The organism is Alkalimonas sp. (genome assembly GCF_020831925.1).
Taxonomy (GTDB): Bacteria; Pseudomonadota; Gammaproteobacteria; order Enterobacterales; family Alteromonadaceae; genus Alkalimonas.
Window position 1 is genome coordinate 1 of the sequence record NZ_JAFIFQ010000044.1, and the last position, 25,891, is coordinate 25,891.

The 25,891-nt window shown below is 50.3% G+C and carries 22 protein-coding genes; 6 read left to right on the forward strand and 16 right to left on the reverse strand.

From position 1 onward, the window contains the following. Both JJU14_RS12730 and JJU14_RS12735 read left to right on the forward strand, forming a co-directional pair. On the forward strand, nt 1-428 hold a 428-nt coding region (locus JJU14_RS12730), incomplete at its 5' end, for a mechanosensitive ion channel family protein (protein ID WP_228614069.1). A gap of 18 nt (nt 429-446) precedes the next feature. Then, on the forward strand, nt 447-2,069 hold the full coding sequence (locus JJU14_RS12735) for a BamA/TamA family outer membrane protein (RefSeq protein WP_228614070.1): 1,623 nt from the start codon (nt 447-449) through the stop codon (nt 2,067-2,069). A gap of 1 nt (nt 2,070) precedes the next feature. On the opposite strand, the gene mutM is transcribed toward JJU14_RS12735, so the two are convergent. From mutM to radC, 5 genes are all read right to left on the reverse strand, one after another. Further along, nucleotides 2,071-2,880 (reverse strand): bifunctional DNA-formamidopyrimidine glycosylase/DNA-(apurinic or apyrimidinic site) lyase, encoded by an 810-nt coding sequence (gene mutM / locus JJU14_RS12740; RefSeq protein ID WP_228614071.1) that lies wholly within the window; start codon nt 2,878-2,880, stop codon nt 2,071-2,073. After that, the gene (locus tag JJU14_RS12745) at nt 2,880-3,350 is read right to left on the reverse strand and encodes a hypothetical protein (RefSeq protein WP_228614072.1); all 471 of its coding nucleotides are present in this window, start codon (nt 3,348-3,350) and stop codon (nt 2,880-2,882) included. The genes mutM and JJU14_RS12745 overlap by 1 nt, the downstream gene beginning before the upstream one ends. Before the next feature lie 123 nt (nt 3,351-3,473). Continuing rightward, nucleotides 3,474-3,629: a 50S ribosomal protein L33 gene (rpmG, locus tag JJU14_RS12750; protein ID WP_008219722.1), complete on the reverse strand. Its 156-nt coding sequence runs from the start codon at nt 3,627-3,629 to the stop codon at nt 3,474-3,476. An 11-nt stretch (nt 3,630-3,640) separates the two neighbouring features. Next, nucleotides 3,641-3,877, reverse strand: a complete 237-nt coding sequence (rpmB, locus tag JJU14_RS12755) for a 50S ribosomal protein L28 (protein ID WP_091339331.1) — start codon at nt 3,875-3,877, stop codon at nt 3,641-3,643. Between the two features lie 188 nt (nt 3,878-4,065). Next, nucleotides 4,066-4,740, reverse strand: coding sequence for a DNA repair protein RadC (gene radC, locus JJU14_RS12760; RefSeq protein ID WP_228614073.1), 675 nt, complete (start codon nt 4,738-4,740; stop codon nt 4,066-4,068). A 94-nt stretch (nt 4,741-4,834) separates the two neighbouring features. On the opposite strand from radC, the gene coaBC reads away from it, so the two are divergent. Both coaBC and dut read left to right on the forward strand, forming a co-directional pair. Then, nucleotides 4,835-6,061, forward strand: coding sequence for a bifunctional phosphopantothenoylcysteine decarboxylase/phosphopantothenate--cysteine ligase CoaBC (gene coaBC / locus JJU14_RS12765; RefSeq protein ID WP_228614074.1), 1,227 nt, complete (start codon nt 4,835-4,837; stop codon nt 6,059-6,061). Between the two features lie 20 nt (nt 6,062-6,081). Further along, nucleotides 6,082-6,540, forward strand: a complete 459-nt coding sequence (dut, locus tag JJU14_RS12770) for a dUTP diphosphatase (protein WP_228614075.1) — start codon at nt 6,082-6,084, stop codon at nt 6,538-6,540. 45 nt (nt 6,541-6,585) lie between these two features. On the opposite strand, the gene JJU14_RS12775 is transcribed toward dut, so the two are convergent. The 3 genes from JJU14_RS12775 to rph form a co-directional block, all read right to left on the reverse strand. Next, nucleotides 6,586-6,960: a diacylglycerol kinase gene (locus JJU14_RS12775; RefSeq protein WP_228614076.1), complete on the reverse strand. Its 375-nt coding sequence runs from the start codon at nt 6,958-6,960 to the stop codon at nt 6,586-6,588. 224 nt (nt 6,961-7,184) lie between these two features. Beyond that, complete coding sequence (gene pyrE / locus JJU14_RS12780; RefSeq protein WP_228614077.1) at nt 7,185-7,829, reverse strand: orotate phosphoribosyltransferase; 645 nt, start codon at nt 7,827-7,829, stop codon at nt 7,185-7,187. A gap of 9 nt (nt 7,830-7,838) precedes the next feature. After that, entirely contained in the window at nt 7,839-8,552 is a 714-nt protein-coding gene (gene rph / locus JJU14_RS12785; RefSeq protein WP_228614078.1) for a ribonuclease PH, read from the reverse strand. Between the two features lie 216 nt (nt 8,553-8,768). Here rph and JJU14_RS12790 point away from each other — a divergent pair, with 216 nt between their 5' ends. Further along, on the forward strand, nt 8,769-9,629 hold the full coding sequence (locus JJU14_RS12790) for a YicC/YloC family endoribonuclease (protein ID WP_228614079.1): 861 nt from the start codon (nt 8,769-8,771) through the stop codon (nt 9,627-9,629). 198 nt (nt 9,630-9,827) lie between these two features. After that, on the forward strand, nt 9,828-11,045 hold the full coding sequence (locus JJU14_RS12795) for a site-specific integrase (RefSeq protein WP_228614080.1): 1,218 nt from the start codon (nt 9,828-9,830) through the stop codon (nt 11,043-11,045). Nucleotides 11,046-11,257: 212 nt separating this feature from the next. Here the strand turns inward: JJU14_RS12795 and JJU14_RS12800 are convergent, their stop codons facing one another. The 8 genes from JJU14_RS12800 to JJU14_RS12835 all read right to left on the reverse strand — a co-directional run. After that, entirely contained in the window at nt 11,258-13,462 is a 2,205-nt protein-coding gene (locus JJU14_RS12800; RefSeq protein WP_228614081.1) for a hypothetical protein, read from the reverse strand. Between the two features lie 12 nt (nt 13,463-13,474). Continuing rightward, the gene (locus JJU14_RS12805) at nt 13,475-17,776 is read right to left on the reverse strand and encodes a DEAD/DEAH box helicase (protein ID WP_228614082.1); all 4,302 of its coding nucleotides are present in this window, start codon (nt 17,774-17,776) and stop codon (nt 13,475-13,477) included. Beyond that, nucleotides 17,658-20,420: a hypothetical protein gene (locus JJU14_RS12810; protein WP_228614083.1), complete on the reverse strand. Its 2,763-nt coding sequence runs from the start codon at nt 20,418-20,420 to the stop codon at nt 17,658-17,660. Before JJU14_RS12810 ends, JJU14_RS12805 begins: the two co-directional genes overlap by 119 nt. Before the next feature lie 20 nt (nt 20,421-20,440). Then, entirely contained in the window at nt 20,441-22,189 is a 1,749-nt protein-coding gene (locus JJU14_RS12815; RefSeq protein ID WP_228614084.1) for an N-6 DNA methylase, read from the reverse strand. 292 nt (nt 22,190-22,481) lie between these two features. Beyond that, nucleotides 22,482-23,381, reverse strand: a complete 900-nt coding sequence (locus tag JJU14_RS12820) for a hypothetical protein (RefSeq protein ID WP_228614085.1) — start codon at nt 23,379-23,381, stop codon at nt 22,482-22,484. Between the two features lie 195 nt (nt 23,382-23,576). Beyond that, a complete protein-coding gene (locus JJU14_RS12825; protein ID WP_228614086.1) occupies nt 23,577-24,419 on the reverse strand; it encodes a hypothetical protein in 843 nt (280 codons plus the stop codon). Continuing rightward, nucleotides 24,419-25,603, reverse strand: coding sequence for a hypothetical protein (locus JJU14_RS12830; RefSeq protein ID WP_228614087.1), 1,185 nt, complete (start codon nt 25,601-25,603; stop codon nt 24,419-24,421). The genes JJU14_RS12825 and JJU14_RS12830 overlap by 1 nt, the downstream gene beginning before the upstream one ends. Nucleotides 25,604-25,724: 121 nt before the next feature. After that, nucleotides 25,725-25,891 (reverse strand): AlpA family transcriptional regulator (locus JJU14_RS12835; RefSeq protein ID WP_228614088.1); only part of this gene is annotated, 167 nt, incomplete at its 5' end.

A 25,891-nucleotide genomic window follows, 5' to 3' on the forward strand; every position in this document is an offset into this window, starting at 1 on the left:
TCCGCATCCCCAATGAAAGCCTGATCAAGTCCCAGATGACCAATATGACCCGCTTTCCTATCAGACGCTTTGATTTACAGATAGGTGTCGCCTATAAAGAAAGTATCAAACAGGTGCGGGAGTTGCTGATAGCCGTGGCAGATGCCAATCCACTCTGTCTGGACGAACCATCGCCTCTCTTTGTGTTCAATGGCTTTGGTGATTCCAGTTTGAACATTCAGTTTTCCGTCTGGACCAAGCGTGAAAACTTTCGCGACTTACGCAACAGCCTGCAGGAAGAGGTAAAAAATGCATTTGATGCCGCCGGTATTGAAATTCCATTTCCACACCGTTCCTTGTATGCCGGCAGCGAAACTGCGCCTTTTCCTATCACTATTGTTTCGGCCAAAGCAGATAAAGCTGGCGACGATGCCGATATCAGCCCCTAAGTCTGCAAGGGGGCTAGCATGCGTGGCTTGATGCTGCTTGGCGGTGTTTGCCTGCTTAGTACTGCGGTGCAGGCCAGCGACTGCCAGTTGCTGGAAAATACAGATGCCCTGCCTGAGCAGGGCGACATTCGTATCCGCTCCATTTCGTTCGAAGCAGACAATGTATTCGATTTGGACGAGCCTGGTACCTTCTGGTTGCATCGTTTTGCCAATAAAACCCATATGATTACCCGGGAAGAAACGCTGCAACAGGACTTGTTATTTGCCGAAGGTGACCGGCTGAGCCTGGCCGAGCTGGAAGAAACCGAGCGCTTGCTGCGTAGCCGGCGTTATCTGCGTGAAGCTAAAATCAGTATCACTCATTACTGCAGCGAAACCCATCAGGTGGATGTGTTGGTGCAAAGCTGGGATAACTGGTCACTGCTGCCAAAAATTGACTTCAAACACGAAGGTGGTGCTTCCGAGTACTCCATTGGTATCGCCGAGGATAACCTGCTGGGTACCGGCAATCAGCTGCAACTGGATTACGCCAAAGACAGCGAACGTACTGGTTATCTGCTTAGTTTTGCTTCGCCCAATATGTTTGGCAGTCACTGGAGCAGCGCGCTGCAATATGCGGATAACTCCGATGGTGAAAGCTATCTGCTGGCGGTTGAGCGGCCCTTTTACCGGATCAGCTCGCCCTGGGCCATGGGTTTTGAGCTGCAAAAAAAGAAAGAAGAGTTGCGCGAGTATCAACGCGGGGAAGAAAGCAACCGCTATGATAGCAAACGGCAATGGCTGCAAAGCTATCTGGGTTTTAGCTTGGTCGCCAGCACCTATAGCGCACAGCGCCTGCTGCTCGGCTTCCGACTGCATGACCAGCAATTTGCCAACAACGTCGATACCCAAAATGGTTTGCCGCTGGATCGGGACTTATCGGCACTCTGGCTGGAGTACCAATGGCTGCAATCGGATTACCAAAAGCTGTATCAAATCAATCAGTTTAACCGTACCGAAGACATCAACTTCGGCTGGCAGTTTACCCTGCAGCTGTCGCGCCTCGCCGACTGGCTGGGCGCTGATGCCAATGGCTGGCAGCTGAGCAGCCGGCTGGAGAAAAACTGGACCCTAAAGCCGGGCAGCTGGCTATTGAGCGAACACCACCTCAAGCAGCAGTGGCAATCCGGCGAGCCATCACGCGGCGAGCTCAGCACACATTGGCTGCTGGTACATCATCTGACAGCACAAAGCAGCCTGGCAGCCCGCTTTCACTTAGAGCTTGGGCGGGAGCTGTACCGGGATGAACTGCGGCAACTGGGTGGTGATAATGGCATGCGGGCCTATCCACTGTACTTTCAACGAGGCCAGAAACTGTGGGTGGCCAGTGGCGAATACCGTTATTACACGCCCTGGTCCATTTTACGATTGTTTGATGTTGGTTTTGCTGGCTTTGTCGATGCTGGCCGGGCCTGGGACGATCCCTGGCAAAGCAGTGAAGCCAGCGATCAATTGTTGTTTGGCGTTGGCGGCGGCGTGCGCTTGTTGTCGAAATACTCCAGCCGCGGCACCATGGTGCATCTGGATTTGGCCAAACCGCTGCGCAGCGAGCAGGGGCTGGATAGCTGGCAGTTTCGCGCCATGGCCAAACGCCGTTTTTAACTCACAGCTGGCAGCTTTGGCAAAACACCGTACTACGCTGACCTAACCGAATTTCCTGCAGCAGCTCACCACAGCGTACACAAGGCTGAGCGCCCCGACCATACACCAACAGCTCCTGCTTAAAATAGCCTGGCTTACCATCGGACTGGCTAAAGTCCCGCAAAGTCGTACCACCCTGAGCAATGGCTTGCGCCAACGTTTGTTTCACCTCTTGCACCAGCCGCTCGCATTCAGTGACCGACAAGGACTTAGCCGGGCGGGTTGGCAAGATGCCGGCTTTGAACAAAGCTTCATTGGCGTAGATATTGCCGACCCCAACCACTACTTTGTTGTCCATCAGCACCAGCTTCATGGCACTGCCACGTTTCTGGCATTGTTGCCACAAAAGCTCAGTGTTAAAGGCCTCGGTTAACGGCTCAGGCCCTAGCTGACTCAGCAGTGCGTGCGCTTCGCCAACACTTTGCCAGAGCACGGCGCCAAAACGACGGGTATCGTTCAATCGCAGCAGCTGACCGCTACCGAGCACAAAATCGACATGATCGTGTTTGCCGGCAGGCGTGCCCTGTGGCAGCACCTTTAAGTGGCCCGACATGCCAAGATGCAGCAAGACGCTGCCTTCAGCCAGCTCAATCAGCAGGTACTTGGCCCGACGCGATACCGCCTGAATGGGCTCATCTTTTAACGCCATCACTTCATCCGGCACCGGCCAGCGCAGCTGACGCTGACGCACCACCACATGCCGTAGCATTTGCCCAGCCAGATGGGGACGAATACCAAGGCAGGATACTTCGACTTCAGGTAATTCTGGCATCAACGAAACTCCGCCGGAAACAGCAGCTCAGCTTCGGCTGCCGATACCGGGTAATACAAACGACGATGGGAAGGGCTTAGGTAAAACTGTTGGTCCGACAAAGACAGCACCCAGATCATCGGCTCGCCCTGGCCAGCCAGCACCAGCTGAGCCTGAGTTAATGGCTCCGGCAGCGGAGACACGCTGCGCTCGCCATCGGCCAGCAGCTGCTGCTGCCAGATGGCTAGGGTGCGATCGACCAAAGGCTGCAGATCCGGCCGGGCCGGTGCCAGCTGCCAACCTTGCGGCGAACGACTGATGCGCACACTGGAAAATTCGATGCTAAGCAACTGCTGATCGCCCAGCAAACTGGTACTGCGATGCTTTAAATCCGCCAGCCGCTGCGGTGTGCCATACAGCAAAAACATCAGCAACAACACCGCAAAGATCAGTACGTTGTTCCAGGCCCGACGGGAAAGTTTTGGCAGCATGAGAAAGCCCTGCATCACAGTGAATGACGAAAAGTCTACCACAGCAGCACAGACTTCAGCTAACAGCGACAAATTGCAGGCAGAAAAAAACCCGGCCAGGCCGGGTTCTTTCAGAACGTTTGATTACTTGATTTTCGCTTCTTTGAAAATCACGTGCTTGCGCACTTTAGGATCAAACTTTTTGATTTCCATCTTTTCAGGCATGGTGCGCTTGTTCTTCGTGGTGGTATAGAAGAAACCAGTGCCTGCAGATGATACTAAACGAATTTTATCGCGCATCGTCGTAATCCTTAAACTTTCAGACCTTTGGCACGCAGATCAGCCAAAACTGAATCGATGCCATTCTTATCAATAATACGCATGCCTTTGGTAGACAGGCGCAGTTTGACGAAACGATTTTCACTTTCAACCCAGAAACGATGCGTTTGCAGGTTCGGCAGGAAACGGCGCTTGGTTGCGTTGTTGGCATGAGACCTGTTATTACCAGTAATAGGTCGCTTGCCGGTCACTTGGCATACTTTTGACATGTCGTATCTCTCCAAAAAATAACTGCTTGCTCGAGCGTTTTATCTGCCTTCTGGCCAAGGAAGGCGGCTCTGAAAACGTAAGAGGGCGCAATTTATACACGAAAGGTGGTCCGAATTCAAGCAAATTCATCCGCGAACCGCTCGTTTGCAGCAATTTAGTACGATCGCAGATCCGAATCAGGATCCGGCTAGATCCAACCACGCTCCGCGAAGGAAACCACCTCGCCATCGCCAACCACCAAATGATCCAGCACCCGTATATCCACCAGCTGCAAGGCTTGCTGGATCCGGCTGGTAATGCTGCGATCCGCCTGGCTCGGCTCGGCCACGCCGGAGGGATGGTTGTGTGCCAGGATCAGGGCAGCGGCATTGTACTTCAGTGCCTGCTGCACCACCACCCGTGGATACACCGGCGAGGCATCAATGGTGCCGTAAAACAGCGGCTCGGATTTAAGCAGCCGGTGCTGATTATCCAGATAAAGCACCTGGAATACCTCGCGGCTTTCCCTGGCCAGTTGCTGGCTTAAATAGCGCTTCACCAACGAGGGTTCGGTAAAAACGGCTTCGTGTTGCAAGCTTTGTTGCAGGCAGCGCTGACTTAACTCCATCACCGCCTGCAGTTGCACATACTTGGCCATGCCCAACCCCTTACCTTCACAAAAGCGCGGCAGCGGCGCTTGCATCAGCGTTTTCAGCGAACCAAAGTCGGCCAGTAAGCTGCGCGCCAGTTCCACGGCCGACATGCCCGGCAAGCCGGTGCGCAAAAAGATCGCCAGTAATTCGGCATCCGATAAGGCAGCAGCCCCACGTTGCAACAACTTTTCTCTGGGCCGCTCTTCGGCAGGCCAATCCCTGATTGCCATGGTACCTCCCTGTATTAAATGCGTAGGTTGCAGCTGAAGTCTGTAAGCATTTCATGCTATCTTTAGCCCAGTTTCAGGCAATGGACATCACAGCATGCAAACAACCCTCAGCGGTCAGCGGATCTTACTGGGCATCAGCGGCGGCATAGCAGCCTATAAAAGTGCCGATTTGATCCGACGCTTAAAAGAGCGCGGTGCTGAAGTACGGGTGATCCTGACCGAAGGCGGCAGCCACTTTATTACCCCGCTCACCTTGCAGGCCTTATCTGGCAACCCGGTCAGCTCCAGCCTGCTGGACCCGGCTGCGGAAGCGGCGATGGGCCATATCGAGCTGGCAAAATGGGCCAGCTGCATTCTGATAGCGCCAGCCAGTGCCGATCTGATTGCCCGGCTGGCCCACGGCCTGGCCAACGACTTACTGACCACCTGTGTGCTGGCAAGCGCGGCTCCGGTGCTGGTCGCGCCCGCTATGAACCAACAGATGTATAAAAATAGCGCAACAAAGCACAACATAGCAACACTCAAAGAACGAAATTTTCACATTGCAGGCCCAGCGGCAGGTGAACAGGCTTGTGGCGATGTGGGCCCGGGTCGGATGCTGGAGCCGCTGGAGCTGGTCGCGGCACTGGAGCAACTACAGAGCCCCAGGCTGCCAGCGCTTAGCGGCAAGACCCTACTGATTACCGCCGGCCCAACCCGTGAAGCCATCGATCCGGTACGCTTTTTAAGCAACCACAGTTCCGGCAAGATGGGTTTTGCGCTGGCCGAAGCGGCCGTCAAAGCCGGTGCTAAGGTGCAGCTGGTAACCGGGCCGGTCAATCTGGCCACCCCAGCCGGGGTGGAGCGCATTGATGTGCAATCGGCGCAGCAAATGCACGCGGCAGTGCTTCAGCGTGCCAATGCGGCCGATATTTTTATTGGCTGCGCCGCTGTCGCTGATTACCGTGTGGCAGAGGTCGCCGGGCAGAAAATGAAAAAGACCAGCAGCAACGAGCTGACGCTGACGCTGGTCAAAAATCCGGATATCATTGCCGATGTAGCCGCTCTGAAATACCAGCGCCCATTTACCGTCGGCTTTGCCGCAGAAACAGAAAACCTGGCCAGTTACGCCAAGGATAAACTGCAGCGCAAGAAACTGGATCTGATTTGTGCCAACGATGTCTCCAAACCAGAGCAAGGCTTTCACAGTGAAGATAATGCCATCACAGCCTACTGGCAAGACGGAGAGCTCGCTTTGCCACGGCAACCGAAAACCGCGCTGGCAGCCGCCATTTTGGAACTTATAACCCAGCGCATTCAGCACCAACAGCCTTTACGTTAACGGACCGAAACGAACTGACTATGAAAAAAGCCATTGATTTGAAAATTCTCGACCCGCGCATTGGCAGCGAATTTCCGCTGCCGGCCTACGCCACTCCTGGCTCTGCCGGCCTTGATCTGCGCGCCTTACTGGATAGTGCCATCACCCTGGAGCCAGGCCAGACTGAGCTGATCCCAACTGGCCTTGCCATCCATATTGGCGATGCCAACCTGTGCGCCACTATTCTGCCACGCTCGGGCCTTGGTCATAAGCATGGCATCGTACTTGGCAATCTGGTTGGTCTGATCGACTCGGATTATCAGGGCCAGCTAATGGTGTCAGTATGGAACCGCGGTCACAGCAGTTTCACCATAGAGCCCGGCGAGCGCATGGCGCAGCTGGTATTTATGCCCGTGGTGCAGGCGGAGTTTAATCTGGTGGAAAGTTTTGACGAAAGCGCGCGTGGCGAAGGTGGTTTTGGCCACTCCGGGCGCAGCTAATTAAGAGAAAAAGCTGACACTAAGGCCAGAGATTAAGCCTAAGTGTCAGCTCAAAAATCGGCTGTAGAGCGCACTGCCCCACACCAAAGCCACCAACACCAGGCTTAAAAATACCGCCGCCGACCCCATATCTTTGGCCCGACCGGATAACTCATGCCGCTCCAGGCTGACTCTGTCGGTCAGGGTTTCAATCGCCGAGTTCAGCAGCTCGACAATCAATACCAGGCACCAAACGCCAATCAACAATACAAACTGCTGAAAGCTTGGCGCCAGCCAGGCGGCCAATGGCACCGATAGCATCGCCAGCACTGCTTCCTGGCGAAAGGCGGCTTCATGGCGCCAGGTAGCAGCAAAGCCCTGCATCGAGCATTTGGCCGCTTTTAGCACCCGGCCAAGGCCCTGGCCATTTGGTTTTTGCATGGCTTCCCCTTCTGAATGAAAATACCGGGCCAGGCGCAGAGCCATGGCTGCGTTTTCGTAACAGCGGCATGGATGCCGCGCAGGCTGAAAGGGCACAGGGAAGTGCTCCTTGAAGCCGGTGCAGAAAACAGCTGGCATGGTACTGCCAGCACAAAGTGTGATGCTTTACTGTGGCTTAGTCTATAGCGGCCACATGAAAACCGGATGACACTACAAACAACCGCTTACATCACACCGTATTCAGCGCGATAGGCCTGCACCGCAGCCAGATGCTCTGCCATTTGCGGCTGATCGGCCAGGTAACGGATCAAGTCAGTCAGGTTAATGATGGAAATCACTTGGGTATTAAAATCGCGCTCTACTTCCTGAATCGCCGACAGCTCGGCCTTGCCGCGCTCCTGCCGATCCAGCGCAATCAGCACGCCCGTTAAGGTCGCACCAGCCGAGGCGATGATCTGCATCGACTCACGAATAGCGGTACCGGCGGTGATGACATCGTCTACCAGCATCACCCGGCCCTGCAAAGGGGCGCCGACCAGACTGCCGCCTTCGCCATGGGTTTTGGCTTCTTTGCGGTTAAAGCAGTACGGCAGATCGCGCTGGTAGTGATCGGCCAGCGCCACCGCTGTGGTGGTGGCAATCGGAATGCCTTTGTAGGCCGGGCCAAACAGCAGATCAAACTCAATGCCACTGTCCTGCAGTGCCGCGGCATAAAAACGGCCTAACTTCGCCAAATCGCCACCGGTATTAAACAAGCCGGCATTAAAAAAATAGGGGCTAATCCGACCTGATTTCAGCGTAAACTGACCAAACTTGAGCACCTGACGCGACAGCGCAAACTCAATAAAATCACGTTGAAAGTCTTTCATACTGCCCCCTTACGCCAGCACCCGCTTTTGCTCATCCACGATATCGCGAATGGCATGGCGTGCCAGTTCCATCATTTCCTGCATTTCATCAAAACTGAACGGCTCGGTTTCCGCTGTGCCCTGCACTTCAATGATCTTGCCGGTCTCGGTCATCACCACATTCATATCAGTTTCGGCGTTGGAGTCTTCGTCGTAATCCAGGTCGGCCACCGCAGTGCCTTTAAACACGCCCACCGATACGGCAGCGACCATGTATTTCAATGGGTTGGTTTTGATCACGCCTTTGGCCCGCATACAATTCAGCGCATCAACCAGCGCCACGCACGCGCCGGAAATAGAAGCGGTGCGGGTGCCGCCATCAGCCTGGATCACATCGCAATCGATGGTGATGGTATTTTCACCCAACAGTTTCAAATCGACCGCAGTGCGCAAAGCCCGGCCAATCAGGCGTTGAATTTCCATGGTACGGCCGCTTTGCTTGCCACGGGCCGCTTCGCGATCATTGCGGGTATGGGTAGCACGGGGCAACATGCCGTACTCGGCGGTGATCCAACCTTTGCCCTGGCCTTTCATAAAACGCGGTACTCCCTCCACCACACTGGCAGTGCAAATGACCTTGGTGTGGCCAAACTCCACCAGCACCGAGCCTTCGGCATGCGCAGTAAATTGACGGGTGAAAGTTAAAGGGCGGATCTGGCTGGCGGTTCGGCCGCTGGGACGCATGGCATCTCTCCTGCTGGATGTAATCGTCGATAAGTCGTGGCGCTATTATACCGAATGCCGGTCAAGTTGCACGTTAGCTGACATCTGGATGCAGCCCATAGTTGCCAACAATGGCTTCATAGTCTGACATTGAAGGGATCTGGCAACCCGGAAGCTCGCATCTTGAGGTTGCTTGGGTATATACTGGCGTTTTCAGATCCAATTGGAAACCAGCCCATGATCCACAGCATGACCGCCTTTGCCCGTCACGAAATTCAAGCCAACTGGGGCAGCGCCCAATGGGAAATCCGCTCGGTCAATCAACGCTATCTGGAAACCTTTTTCCGCCTGCCCGAGCAATTTCGCAGCTTGGAAACCAAATTACGCGAAACTCTGCGCCAGCAACTGCAACGCGGAAAGATCGAAGTCAGCCTGCGTTACAGTGCCAACGAAGCCGTCACCGAGCTTCGCATCAACGAAGCTTTGGCCAGTCAACTGATCAACCACGCCAATGCGCTGCAAAGCCAGGCCAGTGGTGCTCAGCTCAACATTATGGATGTAATGCGCTGGCCAGGTGTAATGGACACACCACAAGCCGATCTGGATGCTGTGCAAAGTGAGCTGCTGGCCGGCTTTCAGATTGCTCTGGACGACTTTATCGCCAGCCGTGCCCGTGAAGGCGCTGCCATGGCAGCACTGATTGAAAGTCGTTTAAGCCAAATCACTGAACATGTTGCGACCGTGCGCGCTCATTTACCCGTCGCCATGCAGTGGCAGCGCGATCGCATCACCAACCGGTTAAAAGACATTCAAAGCGAACTGGATCAAAGCCGGCTGGAGCAGGAGATGGCCTTTTTGGCACAAAAGTCCGATGTGGCCGAAGAGCTGGACCGGCTGGATGCGCACATCAAAGAAAGCCGCCATACCTTAAAAAAAGGCGGTGCCTGCGGCCGGCGCTTAGATTTTATGATGCAGGAATTCAACCGCGAGGCCAATACCCTGTCGTCCAAATCCATCAGCACCGAGATCACCAATGCTGCGGTGGAGCTTAAGGTGCTAATTGAGCAGATGCGGGAACAGATCCAGAATATTGAATAACGTCTATCGGCATCCGCGAAGATACAGTAATCATATAAATTCATAGACTTACAAGCAACCCTAGTCCATGCACATCCACCTTTACCCACCGAAATCCAAGTATAACTGGTGGGTAAATCGGTGGGTATGCTAGAATATCTCAGACACCTAGTGGTGGGTAAAACAACCATTAGCTAAGCTGTTGTTCTGGGAGGGGATATGGGTAGTCTTACCGCGAAGAAAGTTGAATCCTTAATCAAAGGCGAACCAGGCAGGTTCGCTGATGGCGATGGCCTGTACCTAACAGTACCCAAATCAGGAAAGCCATTTTGGTTTCTGCGTTACACCGCCAACGGTAAACGACGGGAAATGACATTAGGCCAATGTGCCAATATGTCACTGGCGGAAGCGCGTGCCGAAGCCGTGATGCAAAAGAAACATATTGTGGTAGAAAAGGTCGACCCACTATTTCTAAAACAACGTGCCAAGCAGCATCAATTGCAAACCGTCGATGACCTGTTTGCCGACTGGCATAAGGGCAATGTAAAACGACTGAAGCATCCCAACATCCCAGAGCGGGTGTACCGTAAAGACATTGCACCACATATTGGCACCGCAGCGCCCAACAAAGTGGTTGCACGAGATATCCAGCGCATCATCGAAAGCATCACCGATTCGGGCCGCCCCACCATCGCCAATGACGCCCTGCTGTATTTAAAGCGGCTGTTTAACCATGCCATAAAACTTGATGTGGTGGGTGCCAACCCTGCCAGTGCGTTTAACGTCAGCGATGCCGGTGGCGTGGAGCAAAGCAAAGATCGGGCGCTGAGTATTGAAGAACTGACACGGGTGTTTGAAGTATTTCGGGAGAATAAAGATAGTTTTGCCAGAGAGAATTACCTGGCCTGCGCCCTTTTAGTCACACTGGGTGTGCGTAAAAGCGAGCTCACAGAAGCCAGTTGGCAAGAGATAGATCTAGAGGCGGGAATTTGGGATTTACCAAAGGAGCGCAGCAAATCGGGCGTGGGCATTCGTATCCCATTGCCGGAGCTGTGCATCACCTGGTTAAAAGAATTGCAGATCAGGGCAGCAGGCTCGCCCTATGTGTTTCCTAACCGACGCAGCAGCAAGCGCCCGTTTATGGGCCCAGATACCCTGAACCGGGCCATCACCAAGCTGTTTGGCCACGAGGCCGGCAAAAAGAAACAACCACCTAACAAAATGGGCGACATCGCACACTTCACCGTGCACGACCTACGCCGCACCTGCCGCACCCTGCTGGCGCAACTGGGTGTGCCTGGCCATGTGGCCGAGCGTTGCTTAAATCACAAGCTGAGGGGCGTTGAGGGGATTTACAATCAGCATGATTATTTTGATGAGCGGAAAGACGCGTTGAACAAGTTATCAGAACATCTGGCAATTATCATTCAAGCTTGAGCTTGACGACGTTTACTTCAACAGGGCGGCTCAGTTTGAGCTATCTCGCTCCATCCATGGTCGAAAGTGAACGTTCGAGCGTGACCAGCCAAGTTTTGAATTCTCAGTTAATCCTCAGTATCAAATAAAGACTCCATCAAACTGTCTTTACCATAAATCGGACAAAACAGTTTGACCAGATGCAGTTAGTTTTAAAACTGATAGATATGTGGTTACCTTGCAGCTATATCTAGATAACCGTCAATCGGCACTCCTCGTTTGTCAAAGCGAGCTGCCCCGCCAATGGACCGTAGAACCGATCGCGATAGAAGCTTATTGCTAGCAATACAGGAAGTCTCCGGCATCATCACGCAATCGGGGCAGGCACCGCCTCGCACTGTACACAAAGACCCCGTACCACATTGAGTTGCCTTTGAACTCAGCATTGATGTCAACATTGCTGTTCCTGAATTACGCCAGAGTGAGGACAGGTTACCTAAATCCATAGTCGTGCCGTTGCGATAGATGACAAAAGCCAGGTCAGCTGGGAAGATATACTCACCCAACGACCCAAGATCTAGACCGGAATACTCAGACACATGCTTCATCATTAAGTGCGAATAGCTATGTAGTAAGGTGTACAAGTAAAAGTAAACCGGCGGAGTCGTAGTCTGAGGCAATTTATCCAAGAATGGATTCATCGACTGCGCCACTCCCAATATTCCCGCCCCAATCTTCTCACCGTCGTTCAGCGTGAACATATCTGAGCACTTCAGACCACTTAGCCATTCAAGTACGAGCTCTTCTTTTAGACGCACATACAAGGCTTCATTACTCTGTTGCACTACGTAGATAGGATATCGCGTCCTTCCGTTCTGTTTCACTGGTGGGAATAAATTGAGACGCACGGGCATATCAATGCCTCGTTTTTGTCGCAGGATGGGCGTCGACTCCATACGTGTATAGCCGAAGCTAAAGCGACATAGGTCGAACTCCCGAATTAAACCCATGTCCTCAAGACCAAGTTTGTCGAGTAATGAGCTCGTTAAAGTCTGCACCTGGTCAGTATTCTCTTTGTCTTCCGGCGCTAAGTCTTCATCAAGCCTAGTGAAAGACACATATGGCTTTTTGCCATGAGCTCGAGTTTCTACATCTAAACGCGTAACCTTCAGTGCCGCATGTTCAACCGCCAAGCGGAAAGGGTCGAACTTGGATGCGAACATCGATTGTCTATTCTCAAGATTCGAAAGAACCGCTTTTGGAAGGTCAACCTTAGGCAGCAGAATCTGCCTTTGACGCAGATCATCAAGTATTCGCTGACGATTGTTGTATGCAAGATCCAGAAACCCGCTCATCGTTGTGCGTAGCTCTGTCGAGCAATTTTCTAACTGCGACTCAACTACTCGAATGTGTTCTGAAGCGGCTAGATAGTCAGCTAGATCCTTGGCACATTCCACCTTGCCCTCACACCCCCTCTGCACATCCTCGTCCGTGAACGGCTGAGTAGAAAACCCATACTGTTTGGCCACAAAATCCTTCAGCTCCGCCTCTCTTCCTGGCCGCAGCCGGGTCAGTAGCTGTTTGCTACCATCCTTAAAATCAATGAACAAATCCGACCTTACATAGTACGCACTCGACGCACGATAAGGCGTCGCCTGCATCCGAACATCTGTCAGTCGATCCGGTCCCATAGCCGGACCAAGAATTCTTAGAGTATCACGGTCGTTCTGCAACCACTTTTGAGAAAGCGGCTTGTCACATGCAGCGCACTCGAAGAACCAATCACCAATGCCAGCGGAGCGCCGATTCAACTTGAATTGGTAACTTCCGCACACACAGTTATCACGGCGCTTGACAACTTTAGCTTCACGGTCGTTCCAATGCCATTGCCCTGGGAAAGCCGCCTCCCAACGGCCTGACCAATGCACAAAGATAACATCAAGCTGTTCCCAGTCACATTGGCCAGCTTTCTTTGGATTAGGGCAATGTTTGGATGTAAGTTTTTCGAGGTTTTTATCAAGCTCAGCAATAGTTTCATAGTCCTGGAACATCCCACAAGTGCGGCACACGAACGTAAGTGGTGCCGGCGTGTACTCCATGTGTGAGGGTCGACATAAATAAAAGCGCTCCTGACCTGGCAGCTGGAACTCCGTCCTTGTAGGGTCCAGCAGAGCTTGATCGACGCACTGCGCCGGCAATATTGGTTTCTTAGGCTCACCAATGCGCCCAGATGAGGCTGCGTTGAACCAAGCACGTCCAAGCTCGTTCATCCGCTCGAAGATTAGGTCCAAGGTCGGATCCGGCAGCTCTATAAACTCACCGGCTGAAGAGTGAGCGATACATGCCCCGACCCCGCCTTCAAAGGTGAAGAAGCTTTCTGGAGAGTAGGCTGTTGCAAGTTGGTTGCGAGACCTGTTCATTGTTTTGGCTTTGACCATCTTACTTCTCCCTTAGCTTCGCACTTCTGTATCATTATCCGTAGAGTCGATATCGGCCCCGGAGCCTCGCCGAATGAAATTCATAACCCGAGCTGTCATTCCATCACTCACACGTTTATATGACGCATCAGTGCCCGACTCATGAATGAGGCCGGGTTGGTCCACATCACGTAGTGACGTCATCGGCCTATGTAGACTGTTACGCGCGGCAAAGAACTGGACCAAGCGAGTACCATTCACCAGCTTATCGACGCCTAGATCCTGCCGGTATTGAGTGAGCTGCTCTTTAAGCAATGAATGGTAGTAGCTCTTTCCTTCAGGTGAAAGTGAGTAAGACAGACCGAGAGCCTTCTCCATAAATAATTCGGTAGCCTTCATATTGGCTGGTATCTCGATAAAGTCACGTACATCAGGCGCCATAGCAAACGTGGGACTTTTGTGTTTTTTGTCGTCGTCTGCCACGCACAGACGCTCGATCGCATTAATCCCACATACGTACTGCTGGAAAAAGCTTGGCATCACACGCACCAGCGCCTTCTCGGCCCATCGGTCAACTGCGGCTGGCAAAATCATTCGCTCTAAGAATCGATGAAAGATGTCATGAATCTCCAAAACGAACCTATCTCGATACCTCTGAGGGACAGGTACCAGCAGCGAGAAGCCAACATGTGTTCGCCCCACACGAGACGATGCCTGGATGTACTCCGCAATATCCGATGGGATACCTGCAAAAAACATCGCGTTGAACTCCTCAACATCCACCCCGTGCGAGATGGCCGAGGTAGCGATGACGGACCGCAGAGTTTCGTTGAGATCAGGGAATTGCATATTAACTCCAACACGGCTCTCAGCCCGCCGAACAATGTCCTGAATATTGGCAGCTGACACAGCTCCTGAGATCAGTTCTGAGTTTAAAGACTGATCAGCATACCCCTCAGCTTGGTGAAGCTTCTCGAATTGGATTTTTTCCGTATCAATTACCTGATCACCACCTTTCTTGTTGGTGACATAGGTCAGGGCGATGCGGTGTAGGTCTACCAACGTAAGCAATGTCGCATCGTCTGCACTAGCTAAAAGCCGAGCAAACTGTGACTGTAGCGGACCACTTGACACCCATTGAATCAACTCGGCGCGTGCAGCATCAATATTTCTTGGGTCCTCACTACGGAGCCGCTCGTAAAGCCCAGTGAGCATTACGTGGTAATGCCCTAGTACTGAGGCCATAGCTACGGTGTGACGGTGCCCATTAGTCAGGATCGAGGCATACACGCGGCCCCAGTGACTACGCAGCTCGACTTCACTAAAAGGGATAGCTAGACGTTCAGTGTCGTCTGGAGTAGCATCAGGCTGCAGGGGTGTCGCGTAGAAAGATCCGTATAGCGTATGCCCCGGATGTGGGAATTGGACCGTGCTATTACGCTGGTAGAGATTACTCATCTGGCGCTGAGGTTCGCTGACCGTAGCTGACGCAGCAATAACCTTGATTTTCCGACGCACAGTTGATTCCGGCTCATACGAAAGGTGGCCTTCAAGTAGCGGCGCAAGTTGGTCAAATGCGGCCTCCAACGCAGACTCGAACAAGCCCGAAAAAGTCCCTAGAGACTCATCAAGTAAGTGGGCCTCGTCCTGAATAAGCAAAGCTGGATATGGGTCGAAAAACCTCTTTTCGCCAGAAGCAAATGATGGAAACAGTGCACGGGTAATCGCCCCGGGATTGCCATCCCAATCCTTAGCTTTCATAGGGATGAACAAACGTTCACTGCTAGCCTCCATTAATGGAGCAAAGCCAAACATGCCGAAAAATTTGCGTATGGTCCCTTGCGACTGACCGATGGCAGCGAGTTTATCAACAGTGCCCAAAAGAACGGAGGGAGCCAGGTCATATATGTCTTCGTCTACAATGTAGAATGGCAGTGGCGTCGGTTTAACAAACCGGGCATTCCAAGAGCACTTATCTTTTTGAGCGGTACAGTAATGTCCCATCGTATTGGTGCCTGATTGACGACGAAGTGCCAGAACGCCACCGTCCTTGTTACCACAAAACGGGCACGAAGACAGTTTTAACCAACGTTCACGAGCACTCTTGTAGGGCTGGACGTCCTTATGCTCAGACTCAGCATCTGGCATGACTTTGTCGTCGACAGGTACTTCATTGTATCCATCTTCAGAGTGCCAGTTTGGTGTGTTGCTGCCCCCCACCCAAAACCCAAGTGAAAAAGGCTCACCAGGATGATTACGGAGGTGCCTGATCTCCTCAGCCGCCCCCATCGTAGCAAAAGTGCGACGCGCTTGTTGCAGAGTGAGAAGTCGCAACGGATAACGCATTAGAGCCGAGACGCCCCTGAGCTTCCCCCTTAATCGGTCGAGAAACAATACAAATGTAAGCAAACCTAAAAAAGCCTCAGATTTTCCACCGCCTGTAGAAAAGTAAAGTAGCGTGACCGAGTTCGCGTCCTCGGCAACCTCGGGTGTGTAGAAGCAATGAAACTCGGGTATACGAGTCGCAAACGTTGGAATAGATGCTAGGATAAAGGCAAGCTGGAATAATCGCCACTCGTCATACCCTTTTGATTTCCCTACTTTTGTCATGGCTGCGTTCATCGAAACCCACGCTTCGAAAGGAATGCCAAGTGGCGACTTTTGTACTCCAGGACCACTCCAATTCGCACGCGATTTTTCGAGTATTTGTATACCACAGTTAATGGCACTCAGTTCACAGCGCCATGCCTTGAGGTCCAGGCGAAGCTTCTCCTTTTCTGCCGCCATATGCTCAGCAGCATTCGGGCCATCTAAGCCTTGATCTACAGGATGCATCTCGACCTTGCTTAGCCATTCCTCGTAAGCTGTAACGAGCGGTTTCAAGCCATTAAGACAGTTGGGTAACGATAGTTTCTTGATGTTGAGCTCTACAGCGCCATCTGTTGGGATGATTCTTGGCAGGACATAGCGCGGCGTCCACGTGGAGGTTAATCGATGCTGTTCACCATCAACAGTCAAAGTGACGCCGCCGTTAAACCCCAACGCGGGATACTTGAGATATTGGTTATAACGGTAGGACGGTTTCACTCGATCCAGGTGCAGGAACTGGTGGTCAACTGCAGGCACCTCCGCGGTAACAGAGACTTGAAAGAACGAAGGTTCCAACTCTTTAAAGTTGGCTTTCGTGAGCGGAGCTGTCCAATTTTCCAATGCAATATGGACTGTCACGCGTGTCGCATCAACTGGATCCTGCACCGCATGGACGACCCAGCGCAACTCCATCTGAGGAATGATTACAGGTAGGTCAGATACTCTGACCCGTTCTAGGTAGCTTTTCCAATCGCGCACATCGGATGGCCAGATTTGACTACGCCGATATCCCCACAACTTGCCACCTGTTTGTAGGTCTGAGCTTTCTGTCCAGTCCGCGATCTGCTTTGCTATAGCCTCATTCAGCAATTCAGTAGCCTTTTTGGCATCCGCCTGGGCAGTCAATGGCGTAAACTCGAATGAGGGCAACGATAGCTCCAACCGGAGCCACTTGGGCGGTGGAGGGATCTTTTCAACTAAGATATCTGGCATGTCCACCCCAACAGCAACTTCTTGAACTGAGCGGGCTTCGCCGTCCTCGATGACCTCATCAAAGTAACCTTCTGCCCTCTCTGCTCCCAGAACATCTTCGGCAGGTGAACGGTCCAACTGGTTATCGAATGGCAGCCCAATGGATTCATAAACCATCTTACGAGCCAGGTAACTCTTCGCTGCCCACTCTGGGTGCTTTTTGCCGCCTGGCAACTCAGCAACAAGCTTGTCCAGTGCATCCTTGACTTTGCTGCGGATATCAATGCGAGCCTCTTTCGTCAACGGGAATATTGCTTCCAATCGTCCTCCAGGCTTCACTTCGTCCTCAGTTGGCATAATGCGTAGATATACAGCGCCAGTTAATGAGACACCTAGTGTTGTGCCCATGGCTGAAGAGCGAACTTGGAAGTCCATACCGTGCGCACTAATACGAATGGGATCCGCCTCCTCGTCTCCACCTCGCTCTTCAGTTGGCATCGGCACAATGAATTCCGACATCAGTGCTGTACTAGGCTTGGCACCGTAAATAACCTTATAGAAATCTTTTCGACCAGCCAAGCGCGCAGACAGCCCATTAAGTAAGCTATCGACTACTGCTTCCTTATAGGCGGGATGAATTTCTCGTGGGTTTTTACTAAGAATAGGCACTTTTCGATTCCTTCTTGCTTTTAGCCATTCGAGTCGAAGGCGGTTTAATCCCTTCGACTCTGAAAACGCAACTGAGCGCGTCTTGTCGAAGCTCCAATAGAACATCTTCGGAGACCTTACGGTAAATTGATGCACTCTCCGGCTGGAAAAGTATCTCAGCGTACCGAGCAACTAGCTCTCGTCCTAGAGATTGATTCAGACGCCTAGCATTCTGTATAAAACTCCAATGTTGCTCCGCAGTATCGTCACTAATACCTAATGCTTTACAGAATATTTTGAAATACTTGCTATCTCTAGATGCGTGAGGACGAGAATCGTTTTTCGTAGATAGTGCCAACCAATAGTAAACACGTCCTGGTCGGCACTCTGCTGCCTGAGGATCGAGCTCAACCATCCTTGCGTATATTTCACGAGCCAAAGAGGATCGTTTGGAGGACTTAAACAGTAATTCACAGCGCCTTTGAACATCGTCATGGTATAGCTTGAGTAGCATGCGTACTGGATTTACCACCGAACTGATACCTTCATCGTTCAAATGCAGTGACAACTCTAGCTTATTTCTTAACTCGTCGCTCATTTCGAAAATGAAGTCGCCAGGCTGAATCGCACTTGCTGCCGCTCTACGAAATACCGGGTCTTCTTCAGGCACATAACGATAGACCCAGCCAGCGGCATATGTCCGGTTACCACTTTCCAACTCAAACGTATAGTATTCAGAATCGTCATTTTGACAGCCTTTCTCCTCGAACTGAAACGTCATTGGCATTTCACGGAGCTTGTTAATGGCGATCGGGTTTGGAACTTCGGCCAGTCGTCGTTCGAGTTCTTGAGCCAACAATCCAATGCGACCTTTGTAGGCCTTGAATTCATCGACCTCCTTCATATATTTCAACGTCTTTAGTGTGGACTCAGCCTGTCGATATGCAACCAGTACTGCCGTGCCATGTGGCATTCTTGGATGAGTCAATAGAACACGGACTACATTCGGGTTTACCCCAAGAAATACGAAGTGTTTACTTGTACTATCACAGGTAAGTGTCTTAGCAACGGCTGGCAAGGTGTGCCATTCAATATCTGGCTCGACTATTGGCCAATCGCCCCCAAATTTTCGTTGGAGGAAACGACGTGCAAACGATATATAACGATCATTTGGCAACACTAACGAAATACCTTTATTGTTTGATCTTCGCCGTTTTTTTATTTCAGCAAGCAAGCGTGCAGCTATGGGCGTTGCATCATTCCAGTCATCAATAAGTTTGTCAGCTCGTTGTATTGCATGTTCAACTGCCTCCCGGACCTCATTTAATACCCCTGAAGCTAGCGTAGCATTAAGCGCTAGCTTTATTGGTGTCCAAGCATTCCGAGTATGGTTGTAGTTGTCGTCATCTTCGGCATCTGATCCTGATGAAGTAAGATCCGTATAGCCTGCCGGCATATTTGACAAGCGAAGTACATATAGAAAAGCTTGCAGTAAAGCCTTATGTGCAGGAGTATCTTCATCTCCCGCAGAGGCCATCAGACTCTGAAACTTCAGCGCAAGCTGAGATGCATCTCGATCCACAATTTTTACACTGAAGTTCGAATTGCTACGTTGAGCCGGCGTCCAATTTGAAGCCACAGGATAAGCAGAAAATAGAACATCATCCGCTTCTGCTACCCGTACTTTTGTAGTGAAATCCAGCTTGGATTCATAAAGCTGCTTTCGAAAGTTGAAGAAAGTCGCCGGGTCGTCTGTTACGATGACAGCACCACTATCTGATAGACCATTCTCGCGTGCGAAGAGTAAGTAATCAGGTATGCGCTTGACTGCTGAATAGTTTGTTTTTGCTGCAGCGTCTGTTGCGTCAAATAACAGAATTTCAGGTTGACCAGGGCTCTTCAATGCTGAAGATTTGAGCGCATTTCTCCACCCTCTCTTTTTTGCTGAATGATGTAAAGCCATTAGAGCAGCCGGGGCTTTATTAGGTATGCCCCATTCAGTGCTGACTTTTTCGCGTAGAATTCGTCGATTTGCGAGACGCTCAACTTTTGAAAGCGTGCGCTCAAGCGGGCTAGTAACCGGTGTAGTCCATTCCTGCTGCACTGGATCAAATACAAAGGTCGGGACAAGCTCTGCTAGGGAAGGATTTGGTAGTTCAGGATGTTGGATTCTAATATCATTAACAGCCCCTAGTGCAGCAGTGAAAGCCTCCGACGAAGTACTACTTAATTCAATTGTAGAACCATCATAAACTTTCCATAGCGACCTATACAAATTACTCAGCTGTATTTTATCTACCAGGATACCATGAAGAGATCCGCGACATGCGTGGGTAGCGGGATAGAATAGAGTTCGAAATCCGCGCAGGTCCTTAGCAAACTGGCGTTCAAGATTGGCCATAGCATGGAACAGGGGTAATGACGTTAGTTTAGATGGCCAGACCAAACAGAGAGTTATACATCTTTGCTCTACTGCTTTTAATACAGTATTTACGAGGTCAATCGTCCATGGTTGCGGAGTTGTTGTTTCATTCGTAGCTCTGACTTGGAGTTTTATTTTGGCACTGCCAGCACGAACTTGGTTTTGAGCATGTTGCATGCTTTGCTCAGTAGGTGGTTGTGAAGAAGGAGATTCTTCAGCTTTTAGCTTCGGTTGATTTCGCGAGATACCAGTTTGACGTGCTCTGATCTTCCGCACACGTTCGGCTAGTGCAGCTCGGGATTGTGATTGATCCACTAGTCGTTGAGCTAGCGACTTAAAGTCACGCATTTAAAAATGGCCCTCCATACCTACTTAGTCTCTAACACGATTTGGTAGGCTTTATCAACAGCCTCATCCCATGTATTGACATCAGTCAAAGCCCTACAAAGGGTAGCCGGATCTGGTAATGCGAGTTGATTCAGCTCGAAAGCAGAAACATTTGTCGCGCCAGAAATGCATCGAAAGTAACGATCCACGGTATAAGTACTGAGAAGCTCAGCCAAGTTCGTTGGAGAAAGTACGGGCTGCTCAACCACTTGCTCGATGATGACAACATGATTTTCACCAACAAACCCACCATATATATCAAATATATATTGAGGTACTGTGGCAGCAACAAGACGACTCGGTTGATCATTTGAGGTTACGCGCTGTAATACTACACAAGGTGATTCCACCAACGATGAGCGGCTTTTCATACCAAGATCAATAAAACGGTGCTCGACGTTCCACTTGGAATCTTTCTCTATTTGAACAACACCACGAGAGGAAATATCACGCGACCATATCAAAGGAACAACCGAGCAGGCCTTAGCTCGTTTTGCATCCTCGAGTGACTCGAATTTCGGTCGTTTGTCACGGTTCCAGACGTAGGCACCGACGCGTACTCGATAACCATAGTCGGATAATCTGAATTTGGAAGAACCAAGTTTCCTAACAAGGGCTACGTCTTCAACAGAGCGCGGAATTGGCCAAGTTAAACCATAATTCGGCAGCACACACTCACCTACGCTTTTGTACTGGCCCGTGGCAGAGACGACTGAGACGCTGGCACACGCATGTGCACGGTCTCCTTCAACCCGACGACGTAATACACTCAATGCGGTTTCTTGTTCCACATCCATAAATACACCTTGTCTATCACTAACCATACCTACATGCTCAATATCTGTGTTGTTAACCAAAAACTTGCGTAATCGACTAAAATACTGTCCAGAAAGGAAGCTAGTTGGCGTCACAAGTGCAGCACGACCACCGTCTCGCAATAGACGTATACAAAGAGTAATGAACAAACAGTAAAGATTAGGTTGAGCGTCAATCACATCTGCATATTCAGTCCGCAAAGGCTTTAGCTCCTCCGCTGTCATTTTGCGATATGGTGGGTTGCAGACTACAACATCGATCTTGCCCATTTGGTAAACAAGGTCAGTTAGCGAGTTTGCCTGATAAACATCAAAATTAGGAACGTAGCCAGTCTTTAGGATGTCATCGTGTAGGGCCATACAAAGAAAGTGTTTGGAAAGCTCACACAAAGTCGTGTCTAAATCAGTACCATGAAGGTGCTCCTCTATGTGAATCAGGATCTTTCGAGGTGCAAACCCTCTAGCCAACAACGCAGTTCGCATTCGTAGTGCAATCGGCGCAAGGAAAGCTGCTCCTCCACATGCTGGATCCATAAACGACTGGCTTCCAAAGTCAGTACCCTGATCAGCTAAGTCGTTAAGTAGTCCATCTGTCAGCGATACAGGCGTGAAAAACATCGCCATCTTTTTGCGGTAGCTATCTTCGGCAAGAATCGCATAGGAGGAACTGAGCCAGTATGTGGCATCAAGAAATCCTATCTGATCAAGAAGGGCAACGAATTCTGACACTTCCGATTCAACAGACAAAGACGGCGAATACGGTAGCGGCGGCTCAGGAAGACCTGGGAACGACAGGTCGCACCAACCCCGCAAGATAGTTCCTATAAGCGTCGTGATATCAACGTTACAGCGTTGCAGCACAAGGCCGAGCGCTCGAATACGACGTTTAAGGGACAGTTTTGATGGTAATGTCACCAAAATCACCGCCTATTAATCGGAGTCTTGGTATGTAAATTGTTGCTCGTCCATGCATTATTCATTTACCACCCCTGCAGGTTACGTTCATAATAATTATTCGAAATACTTATCAGTACAAGAGGCAAGGCACGACGCATACTTAAATCGTCCAGTGAAGAGAAGAATTTATCACTCCCTTAGGAAGGTTGGAGAACCTAAATCACGAGTTATTACTCTGCTAAACCTACTGTAAAACATAGCCAATTCGAGTTGCCAGCTTTACTGGCTTTGCAACACACCCTAGCTATTACTAGGAATCACTATAGCTATGAATAGTAACAATTTTTGGTTCGTATTTGCGCTTCACCCTGTTGTATCTGCTCGTTACAGTAACATTTGCATAGATACGAGTTTTACCGTGCAGCTTTTCGGGTTCAACACCATCAGCCAAAACAAACCTAGTACGTTTGTCGATTAACCCCGGAATAGTTCCAGCCCAGGTCGAGTCTGACTTTTCCCGGTCACTCGCATAAATTACCAACGCAATGTCACTGTACTTTTCGTCTTTCTCATCAGGTAGTGGTGCTACATATTCGTCTGGTGTGTCGCGAATATAATTTTTATCAATTGTCAGTTCGTTGATGCCCTGCATTTCGATTGTTGAAGCAGGGTCAGTTTTTGCCGGTCTGACTACACCAATAGCTTGCTCTGCCAATTGCTTTTTATCTTTGACGGCGCTCAAAATCAATGCAAGGTCCTCACCAGATAGCTTGGCATCGGCACCAACGTTGATAATCGTATTATTGTAAGCAGCTACATGAGTCGACGGATTAGAAGACCCTAGAGCTTGCATAACGCCATAGGTTATTAAGCCTCCAATTCCTAGCGCTACGACGGTTCTAACGGCAGTGTTATCCTTCACCATATGGTCAAACACCTCCTTTGCTTTGTCGTAATTGGCTTGGCCTTTAAAGACGTAATCAATGATGAATTTCTCTTTTAAGCTTCCAGCCTGAAGAGAATCCACATAGACAATAACTTCTACAACTTTGATTCCTGAATAAGCTTTTTCGATGAATGCAGGAGTGCGATGAAGCAGCTTTTCTATATTTTTCAAAGATGTAATGATATCAGGTATCGGTACAGGATTCTTTGTAGTGTAGTTAATCGTGTAATCGGTCCTTACAGTGAAAACTTGTTCTGTTAACATCCTTTTTCCTTGAAAAATTTATTAATAACTACAATGTATCCGTTTTACAGACAAATAAAAAGCCCTAATCCCTTGAGATCTAAGGCATGATGAAACGATTCTCACTGCTATCAACTCAATAACATATGACATCCAAAGCATTCTATATTCAACCCCAATAAACAAAATTCCAGCAGCCTCTCACTAATCAAAGAACTACCTTACACCTTCAATATTCTGAAGCAGCAAATTCTCCAACTCAGTCCCAACATGCAGCCGCAGACTTTTAATGATATTAAGCTGTGCTTTCTCTGCATGCCGTTGCCAAGACTTTTCGCTTGAAACATCTACCTGATGCTTAAAACTCAGTGCCAGATAGTAACGCTTATCCAGAGGCAGGCAATAGTGCTCTGTGCGGGTAATCCTCTCCCCTCTTCGCTCCTGATAAAACACCCAATCAAACCCATGCATTGAGATAACTTGTGCCGGCTTTAACGGAGGAAAACCGAAATTCTGGATTTGCAAGCGAACATGCTCTTCCAGTCTATCTTTTCGACCTGTAGCTCCGCGTGATGCGGCTTCTTCCGCCTCTACTTCCAATTTCTTTCTCTGCTGCGTATTCCAACCCAAACCCTGGCCGTTGCCTTCAGGCCCAATATCTTCGGAGTTGTAGTGCGCATCGTATTCATCGGTTACTTGCTGCGCCAACTCATTTCTGTTTAATGCATTAACGGTATCAGGTACTTTTTTGATTTTCAGCTGCAGCCAAAGCACGCCATACTCGCCGCCGTCGAACCGTACAACGGGTGCGAGGTAGCACCAGCCTTCGGTATGCACATGCACTCCGTAGTGATGCCAGTCTTGCTGAGCATTTGCTTCAAACCAACCTTGCGCCCGGAACGGAAAATTAATCTGTTTTGGTTGCTCTTGCGAGACAATGTTTGAGTAAGGCAGCATCAACTCCAGCCGGTACTCCTCCAGCCTAAGCGTGAGTTTATGCAATTTGCTAAAATCCGGACCGCCGGCAAAGCCCCGCCACCAATTTCTCAGTAGCTGCATTAGCTGTTGCCAACGTGTTTGTTAATGTAACGCTGCACCTGTGCCGCCTTTTTATGATTGCCAAACATACGTAATTGCTCTTTGTAAGTTTCAATACCCAGGTACGGTAACGTATGTGGGCTAACACCAGGTTCGGAATCTTTGCCGAACACCAAGCCACAAAACCTTATGCTTCGGCATAAACTGCTGGCCGATAAATCGTTTCCACCAGCAAGATTAGGCACTAGATCAAACGGGTTATTCCTAACTGCGACTATTTTCATCCCCAGCCCAGCGGCAAGTTGCGATAGTTTCTCGACATTTGCACCGCTGCCATGCAGAGCCAACTGCTGGGTCGTTAATCTACCGCCGTAGTTTGCCCGATAATGCAGTAACGCCGCATTCAATATAATAGCGCCCTGGCTGTGCGCTACCCACTTGATCGCTTTACCACTTTTTTGAGCATGCGCCAGTATCGCGGCCAGATGTTGGGCATTGTGCGATTTGGTTCTGCTCAGTTTATCAAACATGCACTCGGCAAGGTCTAATTTCCAACCATCGCTTGGATTATGGAACAGTGTGTAACCTTTGATACCATCTGCGCTATACGCCGCCTGCGCGTGTACGCCCATTAACCAAGCCGCTTTATTAAGCTCATTTTGCATGCCATTAACGGCGGCATGCTCAGTCTGTACATGAGGTACGGCTTCTCTGGCTATCCATGCACCGGTAAGCGTTTTAATGCCATCACGGGGTGTTGGGCCAGTATAGTTAGCGTTGCTTTCACGGCTCACGTTGTACAGTGTGGTTCTCTCGTTGGCTATGTTGTTCTTAGTACCCAGCACGTTTCTGTCGAAATAAATGTCATCGATAACAACCTGACCAGCTCCGTTTGTTGTGTACTCCAACAAGTAGTGATAACTGCGAAATGGATAACGCGTGCGATAGATACGCCGGAACGGGTTCAAGCTGTGCTTTGTTGAATAAGTAGAACTGGGGTATCGGGTGACATAGTCGATTTCTTTCATCACTTGCTGCTGATCGTAATCATTGAGACTGGCAAGCATCAACAGTGCCTGATGCGTCAACTGCCAGTGATTGTTTAGATACTGAGGCGGTAAACGGATACCGTGCTCCTGCGCAAGATTTTTATCTAAACCACTGTAATTAAAAGCCTGAACTTTGCCAGTATGCATCCAGCTCATTAGTGAACTCCATTTCGACGATGTTTTTACCGACAAGATATCATGAAACATTAAATACACACAACGCCACAAATGTTAACCATGCTGTATTAACTATCAGAATAACTACATCCCATGCGCTCTATAAATCACGCTCACTAATTCGCTCTAGTATCCACTTCTGTATCTCCTCCTCCACCCAAGCCACCATCCGTGTACCCAGCTTCACCGGCTTTGGAAAGCGGTCTTCTGCAATAAATTTATAAACGGTTGAGCGGGCCAGGCCGGTGCACTCCATCACGGCTTTTA

Excerpts from the sequence above, each read along its gene's own strand:
- JJU14_RS12735 (WP_228614070.1), top strand. The coding sequence starts at position 447 with ATGCGTGGCTTGATGCTGCTTGGCGGTGTTTGCCTGCTTAGTACTGCG.
- mutM (WP_228614071.1), bottom strand. The coding sequence starts at position 2,880 with ATGCCAGAATTACCTGAAGTCGAAGTATCCTGCCTTGGTATTCGTCCC.
- JJU14_RS12745 (WP_228614072.1), bottom strand. The coding sequence starts at position 3,350 with ATGCTGCCAAAACTTTCCCGTCGGGCCTGGAACAACGTACTGATCTTT.
- rpmG (WP_008219722.1), bottom strand. The coding sequence starts at position 3,629 with ATGCGCGATAAAATTCGTTTAGTATCATCTGCAGGCACTGGTTTCTTC.
- rpmB (WP_091339331.1), bottom strand. The coding sequence starts at position 3,877 with ATGTCAAAAGTATGCCAAGTGACCGGCAAGCGACCTATTACTGGTAAT.
- radC (WP_228614073.1), bottom strand. The coding sequence starts at position 4,740 with ATGGCAATCAGGGATTGGCCTGCCGAAGAGCGGCCCAGAGAAAAGTTG.
- coaBC (WP_228614074.1), top strand. The coding sequence starts at position 4,835 with ATGCAAACAACCCTCAGCGGTCAGCGGATCTTACTGGGCATCAGCGGC.
- dut (WP_228614075.1), top strand. The coding sequence starts at position 6,082 with ATGAAAAAAGCCATTGATTTGAAAATTCTCGACCCGCGCATTGGCAGC.
- JJU14_RS12775 (WP_228614076.1), bottom strand. The coding sequence starts at position 6,960 with ATGCAAAAACCAAATGGCCAGGGCCTTGGCCGGGTGCTAAAAGCGGCC.
- pyrE (WP_228614077.1), bottom strand. The coding sequence starts at position 7,829 with ATGAAAGACTTTCAACGTGATTTTATTGAGTTTGCGCTGTCGCGTCAG.
- rph (WP_228614078.1), bottom strand. The coding sequence starts at position 8,552 with ATGCGTCCCAGCGGCCGAACCGCCAGCCAGATCCGCCCTTTAACTTTC.
- JJU14_RS12790 (WP_228614079.1), top strand. The coding sequence starts at position 8,769 with ATGATCCACAGCATGACCGCCTTTGCCCGTCACGAAATTCAAGCCAAC.
- JJU14_RS12795 (WP_228614080.1), top strand. The coding sequence starts at position 9,828 with ATGGGTAGTCTTACCGCGAAGAAAGTTGAATCCTTAATCAAAGGCGAA.
- JJU14_RS12800 (WP_228614081.1), bottom strand. The coding sequence starts at position 13,462 with ATGGTCAAAGCCAAAACAATGAACAGGTCTCGCAACCAACTTGCAACA.
- JJU14_RS12805 (WP_228614082.1), bottom strand. The coding sequence starts at position 17,776 with ATGTTCTATTGGAGCTTCGACAAGACGCGCTCAGTTGCGTTTTCAGAG.
- JJU14_RS12810 (WP_228614083.1), bottom strand. The coding sequence starts at position 20,420 with ATGCGTGACTTTAAGTCGCTAGCTCAACGACTAGTGGATCAATCACAA.
- JJU14_RS12820 (WP_228614085.1), bottom strand. The coding sequence starts at position 23,381 with ATGTTAACAGAACAAGTTTTCACTGTAAGGACCGATTACACGATTAAC.
- JJU14_RS12825 (WP_228614086.1), bottom strand. The coding sequence starts at position 24,419 with ATGCAGCTACTGAGAAATTGGTGGCGGGGCTTTGCCGGCGGTCCGGAT.
- JJU14_RS12830 (WP_228614087.1), bottom strand. The coding sequence starts at position 25,603 with ATGAGCTGGATGCATACTGGCAAAGTTCAGGCTTTTAATTACAGTGGT.